The sequence below is a fragment of the Candidatus Neomarinimicrobiota bacterium genome (assembly GCA_021734025.1).
Taxonomy (GTDB): Bacteria; Fidelibacterota; JAANXI01; order JAANXI01; family JAANXI01; genus JAANXI01.
Genome location: JAIPJS010000002.1, coordinates 208,778 through 231,323, shown reverse-complemented (window position 1 = coordinate 231,323; position 22,546 = coordinate 208,778). Strand labels below are relative to the sequence as shown.

The window sequence follows — 22,546 nt, the reverse complement described above, 5'->3', positions numbered from 1 at the left end:
CTTTGTATATTTTTCACCGAATATGAAACCCTTTAATCCTGTCCAGAGAGAAGGAAAGGGACTGTGAGCAACAGCCGTACCTGCGAGCGACTATCCACGACAATTCGACGCACCGAATCAGAAAGGATCTCTGATCGCTTAGCCTTTCCCGAAAGTAGGGAGAGGCTTTTTTTATATCCTCCAGTCCCCGGGGAACACCGTAAACTCAAGCATATGAGGTGGATATGACCAAAAAACCCAAGGCTGAACTGATTAACGCCCAGGGAATCAGCCGGACGCTGACCCGCCTGGCCCACGAAATCCTGGAAAATGTGGAGAACATGGATACCGTTCGGATCATCGGCATCCGGGATCGGGGAGACCATCTGGCGAAGAGACTTGCTGAGACGATCAAGCAGGTGGAGGGGATCGATATCCCCATCGGATTCCTGGATATCACTTTCTACCGGGACGATTTCCGCACTAAACTGAGCCAGCCCTCGGTGATGTCCACGGAGATACCGTTCGATTTGGAAGATATTGACATCATCTTAGTGGACGATGTGCTGTATACCGGACGGACAATACGCGCCGCAATGGACGCTATTATGGATTACGGTCGGCCCGGCAGCATTCAGCTGGCGGTGCTTGTCGACCGCGGACACCGGGAGCTGCCCATCCGGCCGGATTATGTCGGCAAAAATATCCCGACTTCCGAAGATGAACAGGTCAGAGTACACCTCAAGGAGATGGACGAAGAAGACGGTGTTTATCTCTATGAGAAGGAGGACGAGGAATGAGCGCACTCTCCCAGAAGCACATGCTCGGACTGGAATTTACGCCGAAGTCGGACATCGAACGGGTTCTGGAAACAGCATTCAGTTTTCGCGAGGTCCTGGATCGTCCGGTGAAGAAGGTGCCGACTCTTCAAGGCAAAACACTGGTGAACCTGTTTTTTGAACCCTCTACAAGAACCAGGCTTTCCTTTGAACTGGCGGAAAAACGGCTGAGTGCGGATACTCTTAACTTCTCCGCAAGTGCCAGCAGTCTGTCGAAAGGCGAGACGCTCCGGGACACGATTCAGAACATCGAAGCCATGAAAATAGACCTGGCGATTATCAGGCACAATACACCTGGTGCGGCATACCAGCTTTCTCAATATGTGGACGCGGTGGTGATAAATGCTGGCGATGGCACGCACGAACATCCGACCCAGGCGTTGCTGGATATGATGTCCATCAAAGAGGAATTCGGGCACATCGACGGATTGAAGATCGCCATCATCGGCGATATTGCTCACAGCCGGGTTGCGCTCTCCAATATCTACGGGCTGCGTACTATGGGAGCGGAAGTGACGGTCTGCGGGCCACCGACGTTTATTCCGCCATTTATTGAGGAGCTGGGCGTGAACGTCTCCTACCATCTGGATGAAATTCTGCCTGAGATGGACGTAATTAACGTGCTCCGGATTCAGAAGGAGCGGATGCAGACTGCCCTAATTCCATCTCTGAGGGAATACCGGGCGCTCTATGGTATCACCCGGGAGCGGCTGTCCGGACTGGACAAGGAGTTGACAATTATGCATCCGGGGCCGCTGAACCGGGGTGTGGAAATCGATAGCGACGTAGCGGACAGCGAGCATTCTATTATTCTGCACCAGGTGCTGAACGGCGTGGCGGTGCGTATGTCACTGTTATACCTGCTGCTCGGCGGACAAGAGGCAAAAGGAGGCGCCAATGCTTAACACGAAACAACTCACAGGAAAATTGTTACTTAAGGATGGTCAGGTCTATTTACCGAACAGCAGCAAAATTGAGAAGAGAGATTTACTGCTCGAAAATGGTATACTGAAGGGTATGGAGAAATCCATTGAGGTATCGGACGGTATGGAGGTAATGGATTGTTCGGACCGGATTATTTCGCCGGGGTTTACCGATATTCACGTTCATTTTCGTGAGCCGGGCCAGGAGAATAAAGAGACGTTGAAATCCGGAACCGAAGCGGCAGTGGCTGGCGGTTTTACAACGGTCTGCTGCATGCCCAACACCGAGCCGCCTATCGATACGCAGGAGAGCGTCCGGTTTATCCGTCAACGACAGGAAGAGTTGTTGGCCGAAATTTATCCGGTGGCCGCGGCGACCAAGGGGCGGAAGGGCAAGGAACTGACGGAGTACGGTGAAATTGCCGCAGCGGGCGCCGTGGGCTTTAGTGATGACGGCGCACCGATCGCCACCGGTCAGGTAATGCGAAAAGCGCTGGAATATGCAAAAATTGTAGACAAGCCGGTGATTCAACACGCGGAAGATCTCTCTTTGAAAGCTGACGGTCTGATGCATGAAAGTAAAGTCTCCACCGCGCTCGGGTTACCCGGGGCACCTGCTATTTCGGAGACTACGATGGTGTATCGGGACATTCAGATTGCGGAATATGTCGGCGCCAGGCTTCACATTCAGCACGTGAGCACTGCCGGCGCGGTGGAATTAATCCGCGCGGCGAAGGAGCGCGGTGTAAAAGTCACTGCTGAGGTTACACCGCATCATCTTATGCTCACGGACGAAGCCGTGCGGACGTTTGATACCAGCACAAAGGTGAATCCACCGTTGCGGTCCCGAAAAGATGTGGATGCGCTGCGAAAGGGTGTGGCAGATGGCACCATTGATGCGATTGCCACGGATCATGCGCCGCATGCCATCGAAGAAAAGGAGCAGACATTCGATCTGGCGCCACCCGGAATGATCGGGCTGGAATCTGCGCTTGGGGTGGTAGTTAAGGCATTGGTGGACAGCAAAATCACCGACCTTCAAACAGTCCTGGAACGATTAGTGGTTTCTCCGCGACAGGTAATGCAATTGCCTCTGGATTTTTATACCTTAGATAATTCCGCGAATTTGACGATCTTAAACCCGGAAGAAGAATGGGTGTTCAGACGGGAGCATGTACATAGCCGGTCGGCGAATTCACCGTTTTATGGATCGCAATTGGAGGGCCGGGTTAAGGCGGTGATACATCGGTCTCAGCTGATTACGTCGGAGTAAATGGCTAGAATGTAAAAACTGCTTGAATTGCGTTGCGTTGAACTCTAAATTTTCCTGCTTTGTTAAAATTCAGGAATAGCTCAACATATAAGGGAGCTGTGCGGTGAAAACATATAGTCCAAAAGCGAGTGAAATTGAACGGAAGTGGTACGTGGTCGATGCCACGGGTATAATCCTTGGGCGGCTGGCAAGCGAGATTGCCCAAATTCTCCGTGGAAAACACAAACCGACCTTTGCGCCACATATTGATTGCGGCGATCATGTCGTTGTCATCAATGCGGATAAAATTCGGCTGTCGGGACGAAAAAGCGAGTATAAAACCTACTTCTCCCACAGCGGGTATCCCGGAAGTGAAAAGCATACTGCGATCGCAGAGATGATGGAGAGACATCCCGAGCAGGTGATTACCAGAGCAGTAAAAGGGATGTTGCCTTCGAATAAGTTGGCTTCGGAGCAGTTGAAGAAACTCCGCGTCTATGCCGGGGAAGAACATCCGCACACAGCGCAGCAACCTGAAGCACTAGAATTATAAATAAACGAGAGAACTGAGGAAATTTATGCCAAAGATTGTCTACACAGCAACGGGGCGTCGAAAGACATCAGTCGCACGCGTCCGCCTGCTGAACGGAAATGGGAATATTACCGTGAACAATCGACCCATCGACGACTATTTTGGGCGGGAAACGCTCAAGATGCTGGTGAATCAACCCATTGAACTGTGCGAAGTCGAGGGCTCCTATGACGTGAAGGTGAACGTGAATGGTGGAGGCCTTTCCGGGCAGGCCGGCGCAATTCGCCTTGGCATTGCCCGATCGCTGGAAAAGGTCAATGAAGATTTTCGTCCGCAGCTGAAAAAAGCAGGTTTCCTGACGCGGGATCCCCGGGTCAAAGAACGGAAAAAACCAGGTCTTGCCGGCGCACGGAAGGCATTCCAGTTCTCGAAACGTTAATCGTTATTTTCGTTGGAATTACGGGGGAAATGATATGCAAATAAGGAGTTATGCATGACAGAAGTCAATCTAGAAGCCTTAATTGGTGCAGGTACGCACTTTGGGCATCTGACAAGCAAGTGGAATCCCAAAATGAAGCCGTACATCTTCATGGAAAAAAACGGGATCCACATCATTGATTTGAAAAAGACCATCGAAGGATTAGAATCGGCCCTGGAACGGGTCCGATCTATTGTCAAGGATGGTGGTGATATTCTGTTTGTCGGTACCAAGAAACAGGCGAAGGATATCCTCCGGGAAGAGGCCAGCCGGTGCGGCATGTTTTATGTCGTCGAGCGTTGGTTGGGCGGTACGCTCACTAATTTCTCCACAATTAAGCGATCCATTCGTCGGTTGAAGCAGTTGGAAAAAGACAGCACCAGCGGACTCTATGAGAATCTGACGAAAAAGGAAGTGCTGGAGCTGGAGCGGGAGCGTGAAAAGCTGGAGACGCTCCATAGCGGTATCAAAGATATGAAGCGCTATCCTGAAATGCTCTTTGTTGTGGATACAGAGCTGGAAGACATTGCCGTTGCGGAGGCGCACCGTCTGGATATACCGGTGGTTGCGCTGGTAGATACCAACGCCGATCCGGAAATCGTCGATTATCCTATTCCGGGCAATGATGATTCCATCCGGACGATCGCTCTGATTACACGCCAGATCTCCAACGCGGTGCTGGAGGCCCGGGGTAAGAGCGCCGAAGCGGGCGACAACCTGGCCGCAACGAAGGTGCTGGCCGACGCCGATTTGCTTGAAAAGTCCGATTATGTCACTTCCGAAGAGGAGGAAACATCTGAGGAAGAAGTAGTAACGGTTGAGGCTGAGGAAGTTGAAAAAGAACTCGAAGCCGGTGATGAGCCGGAAGCTGCTGAGGAGCCGGAAGCCGTTGAGGAAGAGGATTCCGGAGATGACGAAGACGAGAAGCCAGCCAGCGATTGATTAACTTTTTGAATGTAATTTACTGAGATTCAGGTAACAGAGGAGACAAGTTTTACGATGGCGATTTCTGCACAGGAAGTAAAAGCACTCCGGGACAAAACCGGGGCAGGTATGATGGATTGTAAGCGGGCGCTGCAGGAAGCAGACGGCGATATGGACGCAGCTATTGAAGCGCTTCGGAAGCAGGGAATTGCCAAGGCAGAAAAGAAGGCCAGCCGGGAAGCCAATGAGGGACTCATTAGTTCCTATATCCATCCCGGAGGCCGGATTGGCGTGCTCCTGGAAATTAATTGTGAAACCGACTTTGTTGCCAAAACCGATGAATTCCAGGACCTGGCGAACGATATTGCCATGCAGATTGCGGCAATGACTCCGGCGGCCGTCACTCGCGACAATGTCTCTGAGGAACTCATCGAAAAAGAGAGAAAACTGTACCGGGAGCAGGCGATTGACGAAGGCAAGCCGGAACACATTATAGATAAAATCGTTGACGGCCGGATTGACAAGTTTTACAGTGAAGTGGTGCTGCTGGAACAGCCGTTCGTTAAAGATAACGATATGACCATCGAGGAACTGATTACCGAGGCGGTTGCCACCCTCGGAGAAAACATTGAAGTGAATCGCTTCGTCCGATACGAACTCGGGGAAAATTCCGACTCAGAATAGCCCCTTCGTCTTACTTCACACTTTATTTGACGAGGCTCCAACAATTTAGGAGTCTGACACTGTATGAATAACACCCCAGCGTATAAGCGTATCCTGTTGAAACTCAGTGGTGAAGCACTGGCCGGTGATCAGGGATTCGGGATTAATTCCGATGTTGTCCAAAGTATCGCAAAACAGGTAGCTGAAGTCTCGCGTTTAGGGGCTCAGGTCGGCATTGTCATCGGAGGCGGCAACATATTCAGGGGGCTCGCCGCGAGCAAAGCTGGATTTGACAGAGTATCCGCCGATTATATGGGTATGTTGGCGACCGTGATCAATGCACTGGCGCTTCAGGATGCACTGGAAAAAGTGAACCTGGAAACCCGGGTATTAACCGCCATTAAAATGGAAGAGATTGCTGAACCGTTTATCCGTCGGCGTGCCATTCGGCACCTGGAAAAACACCGCGTAGTAATCTTTGGTGGTGGTACAGGAAATCCCTATTTTACCACAGATACAACCGCCGTCCTTCGTGCTATAGAAGTGGAGGCGGAGGTGATTTTGAAGGGCACCAAAGTTGATGGCGTCTATGATAAAGATCCGGTAAAATTTGCGGAAGCCAAAAAATTCGATGAAGTGACCTATCTTGATGTGGTGGACAAGGGTCTGGAAGTGATGGATTTTACCGCAGTGACCCTGTCTATGGACAATGATTTACCCATCGTTGTATTTAACATGACGGAAGAGCATAACCTGAAACGAGTGGTGCTCGGAGAGAAAATCGGAACTCAAGTTACGGGGTGAAGCCATGATTGAAGAAATTTATAAAGATGTTGAAGAGCGAATGGGCAAAGCGGTGGAGAAAACCCGCCATGATTTGATGACTGTTCGGACCGGCCGGGCGTCAACGGCAATACTGGACGGGGTTAAGGTGGATTACTACGGTTCGAAAACTCCGTTGAACCAATTGGCTCAACTTTCGGCTCCAGAACCACGCTTGCTCGTAATTCAGCCGTACGAAAAGAATATTATCCCCGATGTGGAACGGGCTATCCTGGAATCTGATCTGGGACTGAATCCGCAGAATGACGGGACGGTCATCCGGCTACCCATCCCTGAGCTGACTAAGGAACGACGGGAGGAATTGACCAGATATGTCCATAAACTGGCGGAAGAGGGAAGAATCGCCATCCGGAACATCCGCCGGGATGCGAATGAGACCGTTAAGGAACTAGAGAAGGAACACGAAATCTCCGAAGATAATGCCCGTCGCGCGCTGGAGACCATCCAAACCTACACTGATGAACATATTAAGAAGATAGATGAGCATTTGAAGCATAAAGAGAGCGAGATCCAGGAATAACCCGGAATCGTTTTCGGAAAAATAGAAGCCACTCTTCCCGGAAGAGTGGCTTTTTTGTTTGCAGGGATATTACAGCATATGCCGGGCGTAATGAAACAGGTATTGTTGAGCATATCCGGCGTACTCGCCGAAATGTGCCCGGGCAAGCGCTGCCAATTTATATGGTGAACTCTTCCTGCCGGGAAAGTAGTACTGTTTCAATATTTTTGTAATCCACGTGTCTACCGGAAATGCCTCAAGGAAGTTCAAAGAAAACAGGAGTATACAATCCGCTACTTTCTCACCTATGCCGTGGAGTGTCATTAATTGTGTCTTTGCTTCAGGGTAAGCTATATCCTGCAACGCATTGAGAGAAAATCCGGCTTGGATTTCACGTGAAATTCGGTACAGGTATTTGGCCCGAAAACCTACGCCGGATTCGTACAATTCGTCCAGGGACGCCTGTGCCAGTTCCTGCGGAGAAGGCAATCGGTATGACACACCGTGCTCAGTGTCTTGTACAGTTCCGAATCGCTCACTAAGCGTGCGCAGGTTCCCTGTAATCCGGGGAATGTTCGATGCCATGGAACAGAGGAAACTCAACGTGCACTCCCATGGATCCTGGCGCATGAGGCGCAAACCTCTGTAAGCCTCTCTGGCTGTATTCAGTATCGGATCGTCCCACTGATTATAGATGCCCTGCAGATCATCGTTCAACCGGAACAGATCCCGGATTAATTCGGGATGAACCTCATCAAGTATTGACGCGAAACGCAAGAAATGTTTTTCCTGCTCAATATAGAAGAAGTGTTTCCGGTGCTGAATTAAAAATCCGTTTGTGTATGGACGCCACTGAAAAAACTGTCCGCTTTCAAGCGTTAATTTCAGATTAAACGGTGCTTCTAAAGGAAAGGTATCAAAATTCATGGCCGGTAAATATACAGATTCGATTCATCGCCCAAAAGGACGACCATATGATGAAATGAGATATCGAACATTCTGCACTTTATGTTCGCAGGGAGGTGTTTTGTAGGTTTAACACGCGGGGTATTACTGGAGCAGATTACTTAACCCATGTTTGGTAAAACGATGGTCCCTGACGAAGTTATAGAGTTATTAACATTCACTCATCAGGGATATCCCTATTGAGCACATTCGACAAAATGTAGGCGAATCCGGGGCAAAAGCAGATTGTCCCGGGATCAGAGATGTTTAGTTAATCGTTTAGCTCTAACATCGCCCGCTTACCGCCTTTTTTGGCCGAGGCAGCCGTAAGAAGCGTGCGAATAGCATTCACTGTCTGACCGTTTTTACCGATAATTTTCCCCATATCATCGTCTGCCACCGATACTTCATAAATGACAGTGCGGTCGCTCTCAATTTCTTTTACTTCCACTTCGTCCGGGCTGTCCACCAGGTGCTTTGCTAGATACTCAACAAAATCCTTCATGAGTAGGCCTCCGTTGTGAGTTAATCTCTGTTCACGTCACCGATCCGTTATAGTTTCGCCACAATCTGGACATCACGTCAATACCTTAGTGCTTCTATACCCGTCTGTTTCTTAAAATATCAATGCTTCGTGATAAAAATGCAACAGTAAGATTACGTTGGCATCAGACACTTTGGATACCAGCTTTTGGATTAATCCGAAACAATTTCAATGATAGATAGACTCTGCAGGACATCAAGTTTACCGATTGATCGCACCTTTGTCTAACAGCCACTCCCGGCTCTGTTGAACTAAATACCGTGTCAACTCCGGCTTGTTGGGATGCATATGTGCCCGGTTAATATTGTGAATTGTTTTTGGCTCAGGGAGATGTTGCTGCAACTGGCGCCAGGATGATTCCGGGATTTTATCATCCTGGGTCCCGTTGATAACAAAAAACGAACCTGCCAGGTGAGGAATATGTTCAGCCGGTTCAACAGGATAGATGACGGAAGAGAGTATCCATGCTCCCATTGATCGTGCAGGTTCGGGAACCTTCTTCATATTCGCGTAGAGCAACGAATATATATCCGCGCCACCATAGGCTAGCACGGAATACGGGATTGTCAAACCGGACTCCTGGGTATACCGGAGTGACGACGGAAGAAACAGCGCTCCAAAACTGTAGCCGAGCACACTCATTCTGCTTGCATCAGCCCAGGACTGAGAGGACGTCCATTGGATCAGGGTTGACACCTGAGCCGGAATTTCCAGTACCGCCTGACGGATATCCGATAGCTCAGTGATGCCTGGATTTTCGTACCAGTATTCCGGACTATACGGGTATTCATAGCTGATTAGAATATTGTTGCCCGGCTCCTCAATATACCGGAGGCTTGCCCGGCCAATCTCAAGTCCTCCCAGAATAATTAATACTGGTAGACGACCAGAAGAAGTCTCCGGTGAACTGACTGTAATCCGGATGGGCATGCCTGACGATTCTAAGGTAATATCCCGGTAAATTCTATTTTCTGAAGGGAATTGTACAGTGTACATCGAGTCGGTAACCGCCGAAACGTCTCCATATTCGCGGTGAAGTTGCGTCATGGGATCCGCCAGATGCAACCACGCAGTCCAGATTCCGAGAATCAGGAATCCGGCGGCTACAAGGGCGATTCCGGAAAGGATGAATTTTCGAACACCGTCAATCATATAGATAAATTAGAGCGTCGTTGGATTCTTGTAAAGTTCTGGATATATTTCTGACCCTGCGTGAGGAGGGCTCTCCATCGGAAAGCCCGAAGTTGGAACATTTCCCTGAGGATACGGATTAAATACTCCTGACTAATTGACCAGGGGGAACCATGAAAAATAGAAGTGTTATTCTCTTTATTGGGATTTTATTGTTGACCTTTAATACGATGGGGCAAGATATGAATACTGAGTCAAATTCGGAAGCAGTTGCAACACTGGGCGGGGGATGTTTTTGGTGTCTGGAACCGGTTTTCCAGGAATTGGAAGGTGTTGGAGATGTCGTTGTTGGCTATGCCGGCGGTTCCGTTGAAGAGCCAACCTACCAGCAAGTCTGCACTGGAAATACCGGCCACGCCGAGGTTGTGAATATTCCGTATGATCCCTCGGAAATTTCGTACCGGGAACTATTAGAGATCTTTTTCAATATTCACAACCCGACCACGAAAAACCGTCAGGGTGCTGACGTGGGAACACAATATCGCTCGATTATACTATACCATACCGAAAAGCAGAAAGCGACGGCGGAATCGATTATTGAGGAAATCGAGTCGGAGGGCATCTGGAACGATCCCGTTGTGACGGAAGTCGAGGAATTTGAGGCATTTTATCGTGCGGAAGATTATCACCAGGAGTATTACGAGAAAAATCCGAATGCCGGATATTGCCAGGTTGTTATTGCGCCTAAAATGTCGAAATTCCGGAAACAGTTTAAATCAAAACTGGAATAGTAACGGGAGCTGAACAGGTCTCACCTTCTCGTGGAAAACACCAGGTTTTCCCTGAGAATTAGAACCGGTACCCTACGGTAATATAGGCGACAGATTGTCTTCCTGTGTCTCTTGAGACGCTCTCAGGACCATTCGCTATTGTTAAAACGGCCGGCCCGAGAAATGAGTTGTATTGGAGCGCGAATCCAAACCCAAGTGCCGATGTTTTGGTTTGAGAGCCATGGGCAAGATGCTGGTAATCGAAGGCGTAATTCCCGATTAACTTCAGGAGCAGGTTTTTCCGGAGTCGATAGGAATAATCTCCCCGGAGAAATGTCAGTCTTTTTACAAGTAATTGCTCATACTGAACCCCGATAAATGATACAGGACCACCGCGGTACAGATATTTTTGAAGGGGCAGGGAGCCAAATCCCTGACCATGAAAAAATTCCAGGTGGGAGATATGGTGATCCCCAAAGGATCGGTAGTAGTCCAGTGAGGTGACCAGTCGGGCATAGCTAGCTGTGGAGCCGAGGATATCCCGGTCACTCAGTTCAAAATCTGCTTCTAGCATCGCTCCACGCGTCGGGGCAAGTTTGCTGTCTAAAAAGTCAAACTTTCCTGTAACCCGCAACGAATTGAGTGGGATATGAGTCCTTGGTGTAAGCGTTAAATCGGGCAGCTGCAGTTGAAGCGCCGGATTAATGCGCAAATCCTCAACACTCATTCCAATCCGGGTATAGATATTGTCGCGAAATTCCAGTCCTGCCCCAAGAGTAAATCCCACATTTCGCTCCCTGAATGTTGATAGCCGCTGCCCGAGCCCGTTGTAAATACTCTTGGAGTAATCTGTGTAGTAGAATTTCAGGAACGGAAAAACTGAATACCGGACTTCCTGGGGATGATACGAAAGTTCAGTCTCAGCACGGGTGTATCCCATGACATGGAACAGACTCTCCAGCCGCAGACCGCTGAGTCCAATGTTATCCCACTCAAACTTTGCGATCGGTACAAGATTGTAATAATTATTGTACTGGACGCTTAACCGCAGCGTCTGAAAGGAATGCTCATCCACAAAGATGTTAATGTCAATAGCATTGTCTCCCGCCACGGACAGATCGTATCCGATATTGGTAAAATATCCCAGGCTATAAAGATAATTGATACGATTGTGTAAAGTCTCGGGATCGTACCGGTCGCCAGGATGCAACGTGAGACCGTTTCGGATAAACTCTGCCGAAACCTGTTGGTTGCCGTGGATAGTGATTTGTTCGATCACTGGCTGCTCGGTTTTTGTGATATAAAACTGAAGATGCACAGTGAGAGCACCTGTTTTCGTTGCTGTATACCGAATTTCCTGAATCCGGGGATGGCTCCGGACCTCTTCCTTCAGTGATTGAATGAACGATTCGGTATACAACCCTCCCTGAATTGTGTGAATCTTTGCATGGATTTCCGGCGGGAGTGGCGTAAGATGTCCGTGCGTACTGACCGTATCGATTCGGAAGTTAACCGAATCCGGTTGAGACATTTGTGGTGTCTTATCCAGGTTATAATTCGTCTTTAACTTGCGAAACGAATCAGTGCGGTTCCGCGCAGATTTATATCCCATTGCAATGATCTCTTCTATCTTTTCCGCGGAAAAATCCGCAGCAGATGCCTTTGGGAGCCTGGTATCAATAAAGATATCCGCCTGCCTGGCTTTTTCATCAATTTGGGTGTTTCTGGCAATGTGGAACGACTGGGAGACCACATCGAATATACTCCGAATATTTTCGGTATCTGAAGACGGATTCCGCACCCCGGAGGCAATGACGATGTCTGCTCCCATGCTTCGGACAACATCCGTGGGCAGGTTATTCAGGAGCCCTCCGTCTATGAGGAGCATCGAATCGAGAGGTACTGGCGTAAAAACGGAGGGGATCGACATGGTTGCACGCATGGCCGTCGGCAGGGAACCCTTGTCCAGGATGACTACCTCTCCGGATCGGAGATCGACGGCGGTACAGGCAAACGGAATAGGCAATTCACTGAAATCTCTGGTGGTGAGATACGGCGCCGTCAACCGAGTAAAAAGCATCCGGATATTTTGTCCGCGGATCAGGCCGGTCCTAACCGGTTGAAAATTGCGCATCTCAATATTCATCTGATAACTGCGCTGTTCCTGCTTGAGATAGTACGGCATTGCCTGCTGTGACGGGATATCCCGGAACAGGGTTGTCCATTCGGTGGCTTGTGCAAGAGAATCTATTTCTCGCGCGGAATATCCCGCTGAATACAGCGCTCCGACAATACCGCCCATGCTGGTTCCGGCAATATAGTCGACCGGGATATCCAGTGAATCCAACGTGTGGAGCACTCCAATATGTGCCAGCCCCATGGCGCCACCGCCGGACAACGCAAGACCAACCTTCGGCCTGGGAGTGCCTTGGCTTTCTATGGGAAAACCAGCGAAAAGAATAATTATAAGGAGTATCCCAGTAATGAACGGATGTGCTTTAGACTTCATACAGGTATGCCGGGACAGAATTCATGATTACCAAATAAATATACGAATGAATCCACGGGAGTACAGTAATTGATGGGTGATCGGGGTTGAATCCTACTGGACAGGATTATATACTAATCAGAGTATGACTGATTTTACGGAGATCACCAAAGATAAACGAACCCAACAGGTCAACGACGTTTTGGAGCGGCTGAATCAATCTCCATTCAGGCGACGATTCAAACTCAAGGGGCCGGAACGGGACTATCTTCGGAAGAAAAAGATGAACACCATTATGAAACACGCCGCCGAATTTATCGAGAATAGGGTTGCTCCGGCTAATCCGTCGAAGGACGGAAAGCAGACGCCAATGAAAAACCATCCGGTTTTCATTGCGCAGCACGCCACCGCCACTTGCTGCCGGGGATGCCTGGAAAAATGGCATGGAATTGAGAGGGGACATCGGTTAAATTCCGAAGAGATTGGCTATATTTTGACGATGATCCGGATCTGGTTGGAACGCAACAGGTAAACGCCAGCCTGTCCATTATCCATACAATCAAACGATACAACATTTCTATAAACCCCGCCCTCGGCAAAGGAGGAAATCGTATGATAATTGCAAAACACATTCATTTGATCCGGATTTGGTTTAGTATGGTTTTGTTTTCCATGCTCCTATTCGGTACCAATTGGTCCAATCTGTTTGGGCAGGAACTGATTACCAACATTCAGGGAAGAGAGACAACATCGCTGGATGCACAGTGGCACGTTATCGTTGATCCCTTCGATACTGGTTTTTACAGCTACCGGTACACCGAACGAGACGACGGCTATTTTATGAACCGGAAACAGCAGCACAAAAGCGAACTGGTAGAGTATAATTTCGATACGTCTCCAATGTTGGATGTGCCCGGCGACTGGAATTCCCAGCGAAAAGATTTGTTCTTTTATGAGGGGACGGTCTGGTATAAAAAGTCATTTGATTACTCATTGCAGGACGGAAACAGACTGTTCGTTCACTTTGGAGCCGCGAACTACGATGCGATTGTCTATCTCAACGGAAAGAGACTCGGCCGGCACACCGGAGGCTTTACGCCGTTTTCCTGCGAGATCACCGATATTGTAAAACCGAAGGACAATTTCCTGATTGTGAAGGTGGACAATTCGAGGCATCGTGCAGGAGTGCCGACGGTGAATACGGATTGGTGGAACTATGGCGGCCTCACACGGTCAGTGACTCTTGCGGAGGTACCTGAGACCTACATCGAGGATTACTTTTTCCAGTTAAACCCTGAAGATCCCAATGAGGTGATAGGATGGGTGCAACTCGAAGGGGCGAATGCGGCACAGTCTGTAGAATTTTCCATAGCCAAGGCGGGTTTTTCCCACACCGTACAAACCAACGAAAACGGATATGGTGAATTCAGCGCATCAATCGACGTGGAATTATGGTCGCCGGATTTTCCCCGGCGGTATGGAGTGAGTCTCCATGCAGAAACGGATACGATAACGGATCGAATGGGATTCCGGACTATCCAAACACAGGAAGACCAGATTCTGTTAAATGGGGAGCCGGTCTTTCTCCGTGGAATTTCCATCCATGAAGAGGCGCCATTTCGTGGTGGCCGTGCCTTTGCAGCGGAAGACGCGGAGATTTTGCTTCAGTGGGCTAAAGAGTTGGGATGCAATTTCGTCCGGCTCGCCCATTATCCGCACAACGAAAATATGATACGTAAGGCCGAGGAACTGGGAATGATGGTCTGGGGAGAAATTCCGGTATACTGGACCATCTTATGGGAAAACGATTCAACGTATGCGTTGGCGGACCAGCAGCTGCGGGAGATGATTACCAGAGATAAAAACCGCGCATCGGTCATAATTTGGTCGGTGGCCAACGAAACGCCGCGCTCGGAACCTCGACTAGAGTTTCTGCGGAATCTAATCCAAACGGCTCGCGATTTAGACCAGACGCGACTTATTACGGCAGCGACCGAGCTGACCTATGACGGCAAAACGCTCCGTCTGGATGATCCGCTCATCGAATATCTCGATGTCATCGGCGTGAATGAATATTTAGGCTGGTACGGGGGGAAACCGGACGATATTCCCTCCCATCACTGGGAAACTTCGTATAACAAGCCACTGATTATCAGTGAGTTCGGTGGGGGAGCGCTTCAGGGATACCATGCTGATGAGGAAACACGCTGGTCTGAGGAGTATCAGGCGGACGTGTATCGTAATCAACTGGAGATGGTTGATAAGATTCCGTTTCTCAGCGGAATGACGCCCTGGATTCTGATGGATTTTCGGTCGCCAAGGCGTCCGTTACCGGATATTCAGGATTACTGGAACCGGAAGGGGTTGTTGTCGGAGCGGGGCAATAAAAAGAAGGCATTTTACATCCTGCAAAAATATTACAGATCGAAAATTCAGTAATGATTTTCGGATAATAAGAAAAAAACCCAGGTGGAAACCCCTCATGGGAAGTGACCTTCACCGGGCGTCATCACAAGTGAACGGTGCCATGCGGGGTTTCCGTTGTTGGGTTTCTTCGGGAGAAGACTCTCTTTAATACGTTGAGTGAGACCTTTTAGTGGTTAGTTTAGAATTCACCGCCACCGCCCATTTCGCCGCCTTCATCCATACCGCCACCTGGGCCGCCGGTTCCGCGGCGTTCCTGCCGGTAATTGTTGATGTTAATCTTCACGCTCAGCATGATGATCGGTGTGTCCATCTCCCGGACAGATTCGGTATAGAAACCAGGGCCGTCAGTTTCGGACGCCCATCTACTGGTACTGAAGATATCCCGTACCTGTAGCGTTGTCGTCACCTTCTTGTCAAGGAAATCTCTGCGAACCGACAGGTTGGATCGGAATGAGGCTTTGTCCCGCTCCTGTGATGAAACACGCGGGCTCCGGTACATGGCATCCCACTGAATCTGCCAGACATCGTTGAATTTAAAGGTGTTCATCAGCCGGCTGCTCCATGTGAAACTCTGGCGGTCAAACGATTCTCCGGCATAATCGCCCCAAACCTGGTAGCGGTAAAAGTCGCCCATCAGATTGATATTCCATTGTTCAAGAATATTGTATCGAATATTAAATTCGGTACCCAGGGAAAAGTCTGTGCCAACGTTGTCCACAGTGTGAAGGACGACGTTCTCTTCGGCAGGATAGACCTGTTGTATTCGCTCAATCTTGTTATGGGTTTTTCGTGCATACGTCTCAAAGTTGAAGACGGATTTCCCGATCCGGGTTTGATACCCAATTTCGTAGGAATCGATGTATTCGGGAACCAGGGATGGGTTACCCCGGTTGACATTGTACGCGTCTCGCCACGTCAGGAACGGTTCCAGATACCAGCTCCGGGGTCGGTCTATCCGGCGGCTGTAACTGGCCATTATTTGTTGGGCTCCACCAATCGAATAGGAGGTGTGCAGCGTGGGGAAAAAATCCCAGCGATCCAAGCTAAAATAGGCGCTGGAGTCCGGCCGTGCGATATTCCGGTATGTGTATTCACCGCGAAATCCGAGCTGATAGCCGAACTTGTTCAGTTCATCCGAATACAGGGCAAATAACGATTGAGTGTTCTCCGAGTTGACCATTGTCCGGCTGAACTGCGGCTGGAAGACAAAATCATCCTGATTCGTGTTCCAGATATATTGTTCACTGGTCTCTTCCGATTCCTCGGATTCAACCTCGTAGCCTGCCTCAAATGTGTTGTCCTCCCAGTGAGGGAAAGTGTATTCTAGTTGGAACTCGTATTCAAGCGACGGCCCTGTTTCGACGGATTTCCGCCCACTCTGGATTTGCCCGTCCCTGAGTAACTGGTTGACTGAGAGTCCGCCACCGCCCCACTTATCATGGCTGAACTCAGCGGAGAGTTCATGGCCATCCTGATTAAATTGCTTCAGATACGAAGCACTGATGTCATAGTACGTACCATCCCGGGAGCCCCGGCTTTGATTGGTATAATGTTCAATCTGTGAATTGGCGCTGGTCCATTCTTCATAGTACATTTCGGAGGTGTTGCGCCATTCGCGACTCCCGTAGCGGGTATTCAGCGTCAGTTGGTCGTTTTCGGAGAAATTGTATTCAAAAGCCGCCCGGAAGCCGCCACCTTCACCGCCGCGAACGGAACTTCCATTGGCATCGATAAAATTCGTCGTGCCATTATTCGTTGTTCGTCTATATTCCTGTTGCGTCCCGTCAAAATTACGCTTACGATAATCAAGGTTCAGGGTCAGCGTGTAATCGTCGGTTTTATAGTTGTAGAGAGCGTCCCCGCTGTAGCGATCGTCCCAGCCGGCGCTGAGATCCACCATGCCGCTGCTGCCGACGAATTTCTCTTTCTTGAGCACGATATTGATAATTCCTGACGTACCCTCCGGGTCATACTTAGCCGAGGGGTTGGTGATAATCTCGATGTTCTGGATGGAACTCACGGGAATCTGCTGGAGGGCTTCGTTGCCATCGAGCACAGTGGGGCGCCCGTCGATGAGCACGGTAAAACTTTCGCTGCCCCGGAGGCTGACATTGCCTTCGATGTCCACACGGACCGAAGGGACATTTTCCAGGATGTCTACGGCGGTACCGGTGGCTGTGGTCTGCTGCTGGCTTACGTCGATGACCTTCCGGTCGATCTTATATTCCATAGCTGGCGTCGTCCCCTCGACTACCACTTCCTCACCCGAGTTCAGTGCTGATCGATCCAAATACACCGTGCCGATATTTACCTTGGATGCCCCCGGCTGAATCGCAACATCAGGGAGAATGCGATCGTGAAACCCGATAAATCGGATCTCCAGGAAATATTTCCCGGGCGGCACGTTTTCTATGGTAAACCGACCGGATTCACTGGTGATTGTCCCGTCCACCTGGGAGCTGTCTTGATCAGAATACAGGACGATATTGGCGTATCCCACCGGGGAGTCGGCAACAGAGTCAATCACCGTTCCGGTAACAGTACCTCCGGCGCGACGACCCTGTCCGGGCTGGGCAAACGCCGCAAACCCCATAAATATCAACACCGTAAAAAGAATACTGTATCTATACCTTCTGTCCATGTTTGCCACCTCCATGGCGGAGATTTCATTTGGTTGTATTTCTAATTTCACAGGAATGATAAAAATTGATTCTGTAGAAAATTTGTACGGAATCGGAAAATTATTAAAAGACTGCTGAAAGGTGCTTACTCAGCCTGATGACGATATTGCCAATTAGTTTACTCTCAGGATTTCTCTTTCCTGATCCGGAAACAATGTTGGTTATCATTGTACTTATAAGTGATCTTCAGGTTATTCAGTTCACAGATCTTTTGGACCAACGCTAAGCCCAGCCCGAGGGATTCGTCGTTGCCGCCGTGCTGATAAAACCGCTCAAACAGCTTCTCCTCCGGAAAATCGAGCGGTGAACCATAATTGCAAACCACCAATGACTCGGGAGTAGTTTTCACGCGGATTGGCCCCTCTTCAGAAGCATATCGAATAGCGTTACCCATAAGATTTTTCAGCATGATATCCAGTAAATACGGATCAATTTCGATATAGTGATCGTCGGACAGGTCCAGTTCAATCTCCAGGGACTTCAGTTGAGTAAACTCTTCCACCTTCCGGACGTGCTTCCGGATAACCGGTTGAGTCTGAATGGTCTGGAAATCCTCGAATTCCCGATTTTCAATCTTGGTAATAAGGTTAAGCGTATTCCCGAGTTTGGAGAGGTGATTGGTCTCATCCCAAAGAATTTTGATCTCCTCGCCGTGTCGTTCCATCACTGCATCATCGCTGATGAGATTCTCCACTTTATTTCGGATAACCGCCAGCGGTGTTTGTATCTCATGGGACATATTCTCGGTATATTCCTTCAGGTGCTGATAGTCCTCCTCAATCCGGTCCAGCATCTGGTGGAATAACCGTTGCATTCTGTTGAATTCACGGGTATTCGTTTTCACATTTTCCAGCTGCGTTTCCTGGCCCACTTTATATGTACGCATGGTCTCCAGTATAGCGTTGAACGGCCGAAAGAGAAAACCAGACAGCAGGATGTTAAACAGGACAATGCCCGCTGCCAGCAGAATAAATGCGGGAATCAGCGAGCCGTATATATCGTCCCGGAGCCGGTAATAATCTTCCACCGGACCAGTCACGGAAACTTGATAGGTTGTATCATTCACCGTCGCCAACAACGACTTTTGCCGAAACTGTTCCTGATCGTCGGAAAAAGGATTAGTCATCACCGTATCTTTATACGCGGGATAGGCGGTGGTATCAACTGCGTCCGAAACCTGCCGTACCTGGATGAAATTTTTTAACCGATCTCGGATGTCACCGTCTTCTTTGAGATCCCGCTTGACCCGGTGTTCCCACTTATTGAAATGTATCTCAAGTTCACGATCGATGAACTCATTTGTCTCTTCGGTCAGAAATATGGCGCTGCTGGCGAAAGCGATGAACGTAAAGACCAGATAAATAAACGCCGTTTTCGTTAACAGGCTGAATTCGCGCTTGTTATTCATAGGATCTTCTTCTTTGGATTACTTACGGGTGACGAACTTGTATCCCATGCCGTATTTCGCCTGGATATAATTCTCGCCGCCGGCATCCGTAATCTTTTTCCGCAAGTTCTTAATGTGGTTATATATAAAATCGAAACTATCCGCCTGGTCGATGTGATCACCCCAGAGGTGTTCGGCGATGCTCTCCTTGGTCAGCACCCGATTCGGATTTTGCATAAAATAGACCAGAAGATCGTATTCTTTGCGCGTCAGATCCAGCGGTGTCTCAGCCCAGTACGCCTGGACTCCAATTAAATCAACTTTGAGTTTTTCGTGGTGTAAGCTATTAGTGTTATTAAATTTATTTCGGCGTAAAATCGACCGGATACGAGCATTCAGTTCCGTCTTATGAAACGGCTTGGTCATATAATCATCCGCGCCAAGATTCAGGCCATCGACCTTTTCTTCCACCGAATCCTTGGCAGTCAGAATCAGGATGCCCGTCTCCGGATTTGCTTCCTTCAATTCGCTAATCAGGTCCAGGCCGTTGCCGTCGGGCAGCCCCAAATCCACAATAGCCAGGTCGTACTCATACAGATGGATTTTCTCCTCGGCCTCCTGATAGGTTGTTGCCGATTCCATCACGTAATCATTCTCCTGGAGAAATTCTGTAATGTCATCCACCAGGCGTTGGTTATCTTCGATCAGTAAGAGTTTCATCGTTTTTCAGAGTTTAACATACTCGTGAATTCTGTAGAAAATCTAAGGGGAAAAATCCCATGAATCTATGCCGGTATTTCTATTGCAATATACTGAGATTCAGGGGAGAGACGAGTACATAAATTCATGTTTTGCCAGAGAGTAAAATCCTGTTACTCTTTAATGTATTTGGACGGATAGTCCGAAGGAGGTATCGCCCACAGGCAGTCCTGCGCTTAATTTACCCTGGCTAAAACCAACTCGGCCCAAAATTCCATAGAGTGAGTCCTCTGTTCCGCTCCTTGCCGCATACCCTCCGAATTACCGCCAATTCCGCCTTGACCGGCGCCGGCGTCTCCGGGAGACGCCATACCGCCGGTTCCGGATGCTCCACCGCGAAAGCCGGTTTGGGGATCGCCTCGACGTGAACGCTGAATTTCCGGTAATTCAATGCCTATACCAACAATTTTGTTTGTTTGGCCTGCAAATTGTGAAAATTCAGCCAGAGGAATTTTCCCCTCATAAATAAATTGACCGGAATCCGTATTAATTTGTAGCTGAATGCCACGACGATTTTTAAATACCGGCTCCCTGAACAGGATTTTTTCCTTCCGGTCGCCGGAGAAATCATCACCGAGCGCCTTTTTACCCATTAGCGCAAACTCCATTAATAGTTGATCCGGGATCTGGTCAAAAGAAGGAGTGGACGGATCAGCCATATTTGTCCTGCTGTTGGCACTTTGCTGCAATTTTCTCCGCAATTGAGGGGGCATCGCCGCCATCCCCAGCGGATATCTGAGGCCATACTCCTCGGACTCACCACCGCCGGAATCCAGCCAGATATTCAGCCCGCGCATCACAACCTGTCGGCGTAATTCGTCATCGGTAATTACCGCACAGAAATACAGGTTGTCCTGGTCATTCGCGATGCCGATTCCGAATCCCTCATCGGTAAAATACTGCAGGTTGCCGTCCCAATCTCTGGTATCACCATCTATTGTGTAGGGTTGATCAGCCCACTGACTGGTAAGTTGTGGGTTACTACAGGAGAATACTGCGATTGCTGTAAAAAGAATTATTATTGGAAATCTGAGACGTTTTCGCATGAGACGTTTTACTCCCTAACGTTTATATTGTGGTAAATAGAATTTTCACGGAACGATTTCGATGAATTTGGGAGAGACATGAAACCCGAATCAATGAAATTTTTCAAAAATGCAATGTATCATCTTTGTAACAGGAGGCCTTTATGCTTAAAATTCCCGGGCTCAAATCAACTGTGGTACTTATGATTGTCGCTATTTTTTCATCCAATGTAAAGGGGCAAGACCTGGAAACGGTAAATTCGGTGAACCTGGACAAGTACGTTGGCACCTGGTACGAAATTGCTAAAATTCCCAACCGGTTCCAGAAGAAGTGTGCCAGGAATACTACCGCGACTTACACTCTGAAGGAGAACGGCAAGATTCGCGTCGTGAACGAATGTAATACCGCCGAAGGTGACCGCACCAAAGCAACCGGTGTGGCCCGGATCGTTGATGAACAAACCAATGCGAAACTGGAGGTGAGTTTCGTCAGCATCCTTGGCCTGAATTTGTTTTGGGGAGATTATTGGATTATCGGCCTGGATGAGGAGTACGATTGGGCCGTGGTCGGCACGCCATCCCGGAAGTACGGGTGGATCCTGAGCCGGACGCCGTCGCTTGCGGATTCCGAGATGGACAAGATTCATACAATTCTGCGGGAGCAGGGATATAATCCGGACGATTTTGAGATGACGGAGCAGGATCGGGGCTAAATATTCGATCTCAGTCGTCCCTGCGGGACTATAATTTTCAGGGCTAATTCTAACCCCACCAATAAATTGGTGGGCTGAAGGCATTTGTCCCTCCGGGACTTATAAAGAGAATTATCCGTGTTGTCCGTCCCTAAAGGGACGGATTGCTTTCAGCCCCGGGATTCCCCGAAGGGATCCCAATGGGATATCCCGGGGAATATAAAGTGCCAAAATTTTATCAAGTCCCGCCAGGGACGACCGGCACACAATCACGGAGAAATAAAACATATACATAACGGAGATAAATCATGAACGATGATAAACCAGGCGTCACCGGCGTTGGCGGCATCTTTTTCAAAACTTCTGATCCGGAAAAAATGAAGCACTGGTACAGCGAACACTTGGGATTCGACACGGATGAGTACGGTACCATGTTTGAGTTTCGGCTAGCCGATGAACCGGAGAAAACCGGATACCTGCAATGGAGTCCGTTTCCGGTGGATACGAAGTACTTCGATCCGACGGAGAAGGAGTTTATGGTTAACTATCGCGTGAATCACCTTGAGCAGTTGGTGGAAAACCTCCAGCAAGCCGGAATCGAAATCGTCGGAGAGATCCAGGAATACGAGTATGGCAAGTTCGCCCACATCATGGATCCCGACGGCAACAAGGTCGAACTCTGGGAGCCGGTGGATGAGGCGTTTGAGTAAATGTTAACCGGGTGCGGTTAAAAGTTGTAGAAAGGTGCCATGGAGGGTGTGTGAA

At 49.1% G+C, this 22,546-nt stretch carries 22 protein-coding genes; 14 read left to right on the top strand and 8 right to left on the bottom strand.

The features are described from left to right. The first annotated feature begins 224 nt into the window (after window positions 1-224). The 9 genes from pyrR to frr all read left to right on the top strand — a co-directional run bounded on the left by pyrR (window position 225) and on the right by frr (window position 6,953). Window positions 225-779, top strand: coding sequence for a bifunctional pyr operon transcriptional regulator/uracil phosphoribosyltransferase PyrR (gene pyrR / locus K9N57_03235; protein ID MCF7803182.1), 555 nt, complete (start codon window positions 225-227; stop codon window positions 777-779). After that, the gene (locus K9N57_03230) at window positions 776-1,723 is read left to right on the top strand and encodes an aspartate carbamoyltransferase catalytic subunit (GenBank protein MCF7803181.1); all 948 of its coding nucleotides are present in this window, start codon (window positions 776-778) and stop codon (window positions 1,721-1,723) included. The genes pyrR and K9N57_03230 overlap by 4 nt, the downstream gene beginning before the upstream one ends. Next, entirely contained in the window at window positions 1,716-3,014 is a 1,299-nt protein-coding gene (locus tag K9N57_03225) for a dihydroorotase (GenBank protein MCF7803180.1), read from the top strand. The genes K9N57_03230 and K9N57_03225 overlap by 8 nt, the downstream gene beginning before the upstream one ends. Window positions 3,015-3,117: 103 nt before the next feature. Next, complete coding sequence (rplM, locus tag K9N57_03220) at window positions 3,118-3,546, top strand: 50S ribosomal protein L13 (GenBank protein MCF7803179.1); 429 nt, start codon at window positions 3,118-3,120, stop codon at window positions 3,544-3,546. A 25-nt stretch (window positions 3,547-3,571) separates the two neighbouring features. Then, on the top strand, window positions 3,572-3,964 hold the full coding sequence (gene rpsI, locus K9N57_03215) for a 30S ribosomal protein S9 (GenBank protein MCF7803178.1): 393 nt from the start codon (window positions 3,572-3,574) through the stop codon (window positions 3,962-3,964). A gap of 54 nt (window positions 3,965-4,018) precedes the next feature. Further along, window positions 4,019-4,945, top strand: a complete 927-nt coding sequence (rpsB, locus tag K9N57_03210) for a 30S ribosomal protein S2 (GenBank protein MCF7803177.1) — start codon at window positions 4,019-4,021, stop codon at window positions 4,943-4,945. Window positions 4,946-5,002: 57 nt separating this feature from the next. Beyond that, window positions 5,003-5,611: a translation elongation factor Ts gene (gene tsf, locus K9N57_03205; protein MCF7803176.1), complete on the top strand. Its 609-nt coding sequence runs from the start codon at window positions 5,003-5,005 to the stop codon at window positions 5,609-5,611. A gap of 63 nt (window positions 5,612-5,674) precedes the next feature. Continuing rightward, window positions 5,675-6,394, top strand: coding sequence for a UMP kinase (pyrH, locus tag K9N57_03200; GenBank protein ID MCF7803175.1), 720 nt, complete (start codon window positions 5,675-5,677; stop codon window positions 6,392-6,394). Between the two features lie 4 nt (window positions 6,395-6,398). Further along, complete coding sequence (gene frr / locus K9N57_03195; GenBank protein ID MCF7803174.1) at window positions 6,399-6,953, top strand: ribosome recycling factor; 555 nt, start codon at window positions 6,399-6,401, stop codon at window positions 6,951-6,953. Window positions 6,954-7,022: 69 nt separating this feature from the next. On the opposite strand, the gene K9N57_03190 is transcribed toward frr, so the two are convergent. The 3 genes from K9N57_03190 to K9N57_03180 all read right to left on the bottom strand — a co-directional run bounded on the left by K9N57_03190 (window position 7,023) and on the right by K9N57_03180 (window position 9,573). After that, window positions 7,023-7,859 carry a DNA-3-methyladenine glycosylase 2 family protein gene (locus tag K9N57_03190; GenBank protein ID MCF7803173.1) on the bottom strand — a complete coding sequence of 279 codons (837 nt, stop codon included), beginning with the start codon at window positions 7,857-7,859 and terminating at the stop codon, window positions 7,023-7,025. 289 nt (window positions 7,860-8,148) lie between these two features. Continuing rightward, a complete protein-coding gene (locus tag K9N57_03185) occupies window positions 8,149-8,382 on the bottom strand; it encodes a KH domain-containing protein (GenBank protein ID MCF7803172.1) in 234 nt (77 codons plus the stop codon). A 240-nt stretch (window positions 8,383-8,622) separates the two neighbouring features. Continuing rightward, window positions 8,623-9,573, bottom strand: coding sequence for a hypothetical protein (locus K9N57_03180; protein MCF7803171.1), 951 nt, complete (start codon window positions 9,571-9,573; stop codon window positions 8,623-8,625). Between the two features lie 221 nt (window positions 9,574-9,794). Between K9N57_03180 and msrA the strand changes: the two genes are divergently transcribed. Next, entirely contained in the window at window positions 9,795-10,343 is a 549-nt protein-coding gene (gene msrA, locus K9N57_03175) for a peptide-methionine (S)-S-oxide reductase MsrA (GenBank protein MCF7803170.1), read from the top strand. A 58-nt stretch (window positions 10,344-10,401) separates the two neighbouring features. Here the strand turns inward: msrA and K9N57_03170 are convergent, their stop codons facing one another. Further along, entirely contained in the window at window positions 10,402-12,831 is a 2,430-nt protein-coding gene (locus K9N57_03170) for a patatin-like phospholipase family protein (protein ID MCF7803169.1), read from the bottom strand. A 124-nt stretch (window positions 12,832-12,955) separates the two neighbouring features. On the opposite strand from K9N57_03170, the gene K9N57_03165 reads away from it, so the two are divergent. Both K9N57_03165 and K9N57_03160 read left to right on the top strand, forming a co-directional pair. Beyond that, complete coding sequence (locus K9N57_03165) at window positions 12,956-13,342, top strand: DUF4186 domain-containing protein (GenBank protein MCF7803168.1); 387 nt, start codon at window positions 12,956-12,958, stop codon at window positions 13,340-13,342. Window positions 13,343-13,467: 125 nt separating this feature from the next. Continuing rightward, window positions 13,468-15,249, top strand: coding sequence for a beta-glucuronidase (locus K9N57_03160; GenBank protein ID MCF7803167.1), 1,782 nt, complete (start codon window positions 13,468-13,470; stop codon window positions 15,247-15,249). 166 nt (window positions 15,250-15,415) lie between these two features. Here the strand turns inward: K9N57_03160 and K9N57_03155 are convergent, their stop codons facing one another. From K9N57_03155 to K9N57_03140, 4 genes are all read right to left on the bottom strand, one after another. After that, window positions 15,416-17,878, bottom strand: a complete 2,463-nt coding sequence (locus K9N57_03155) for a TonB-dependent receptor (protein MCF7803166.1) — start codon at window positions 17,876-17,878, stop codon at window positions 15,416-15,418. Between the two features lie 164 nt (window positions 17,879-18,042). After that, window positions 18,043-19,326 (bottom strand): HAMP domain-containing histidine kinase, encoded by a 1,284-nt coding sequence (locus tag K9N57_03150; protein ID MCF7803165.1) that lies wholly within the window; start codon window positions 19,324-19,326, stop codon window positions 18,043-18,045. Between the two features lie 18 nt (window positions 19,327-19,344). Further along, on the bottom strand, window positions 19,345-20,025 hold the full coding sequence (locus K9N57_03145) for a response regulator transcription factor (GenBank protein ID MCF7803164.1): 681 nt from the start codon (window positions 20,023-20,025) through the stop codon (window positions 19,345-19,347). Between the two features lie 215 nt (window positions 20,026-20,240). Then, on the bottom strand, window positions 20,241-21,110 hold the full coding sequence (locus K9N57_03140; protein MCF7803163.1) for a hypothetical protein: 870 nt from the start codon (window positions 21,108-21,110) through the stop codon (window positions 20,241-20,243). Window positions 21,111-21,253: 143 nt separating this feature from the next. Between K9N57_03140 and K9N57_03135 the strand changes: the two genes are divergently transcribed. Then, a complete protein-coding gene (locus tag K9N57_03135; GenBank protein MCF7803162.1) occupies window positions 21,254-21,802 on the top strand; it encodes a lipocalin family protein in 549 nt (182 codons plus the stop codon). 287 nt (window positions 21,803-22,089) lie between these two features. Continuing rightward, window positions 22,090-22,491 (top strand): VOC family protein, encoded by a 402-nt coding sequence (locus tag K9N57_03130; protein ID MCF7803161.1) that lies wholly within the window; start codon window positions 22,090-22,092, stop codon window positions 22,489-22,491. Window positions 22,492-22,546: the final 55 nt, after the last annotated feature.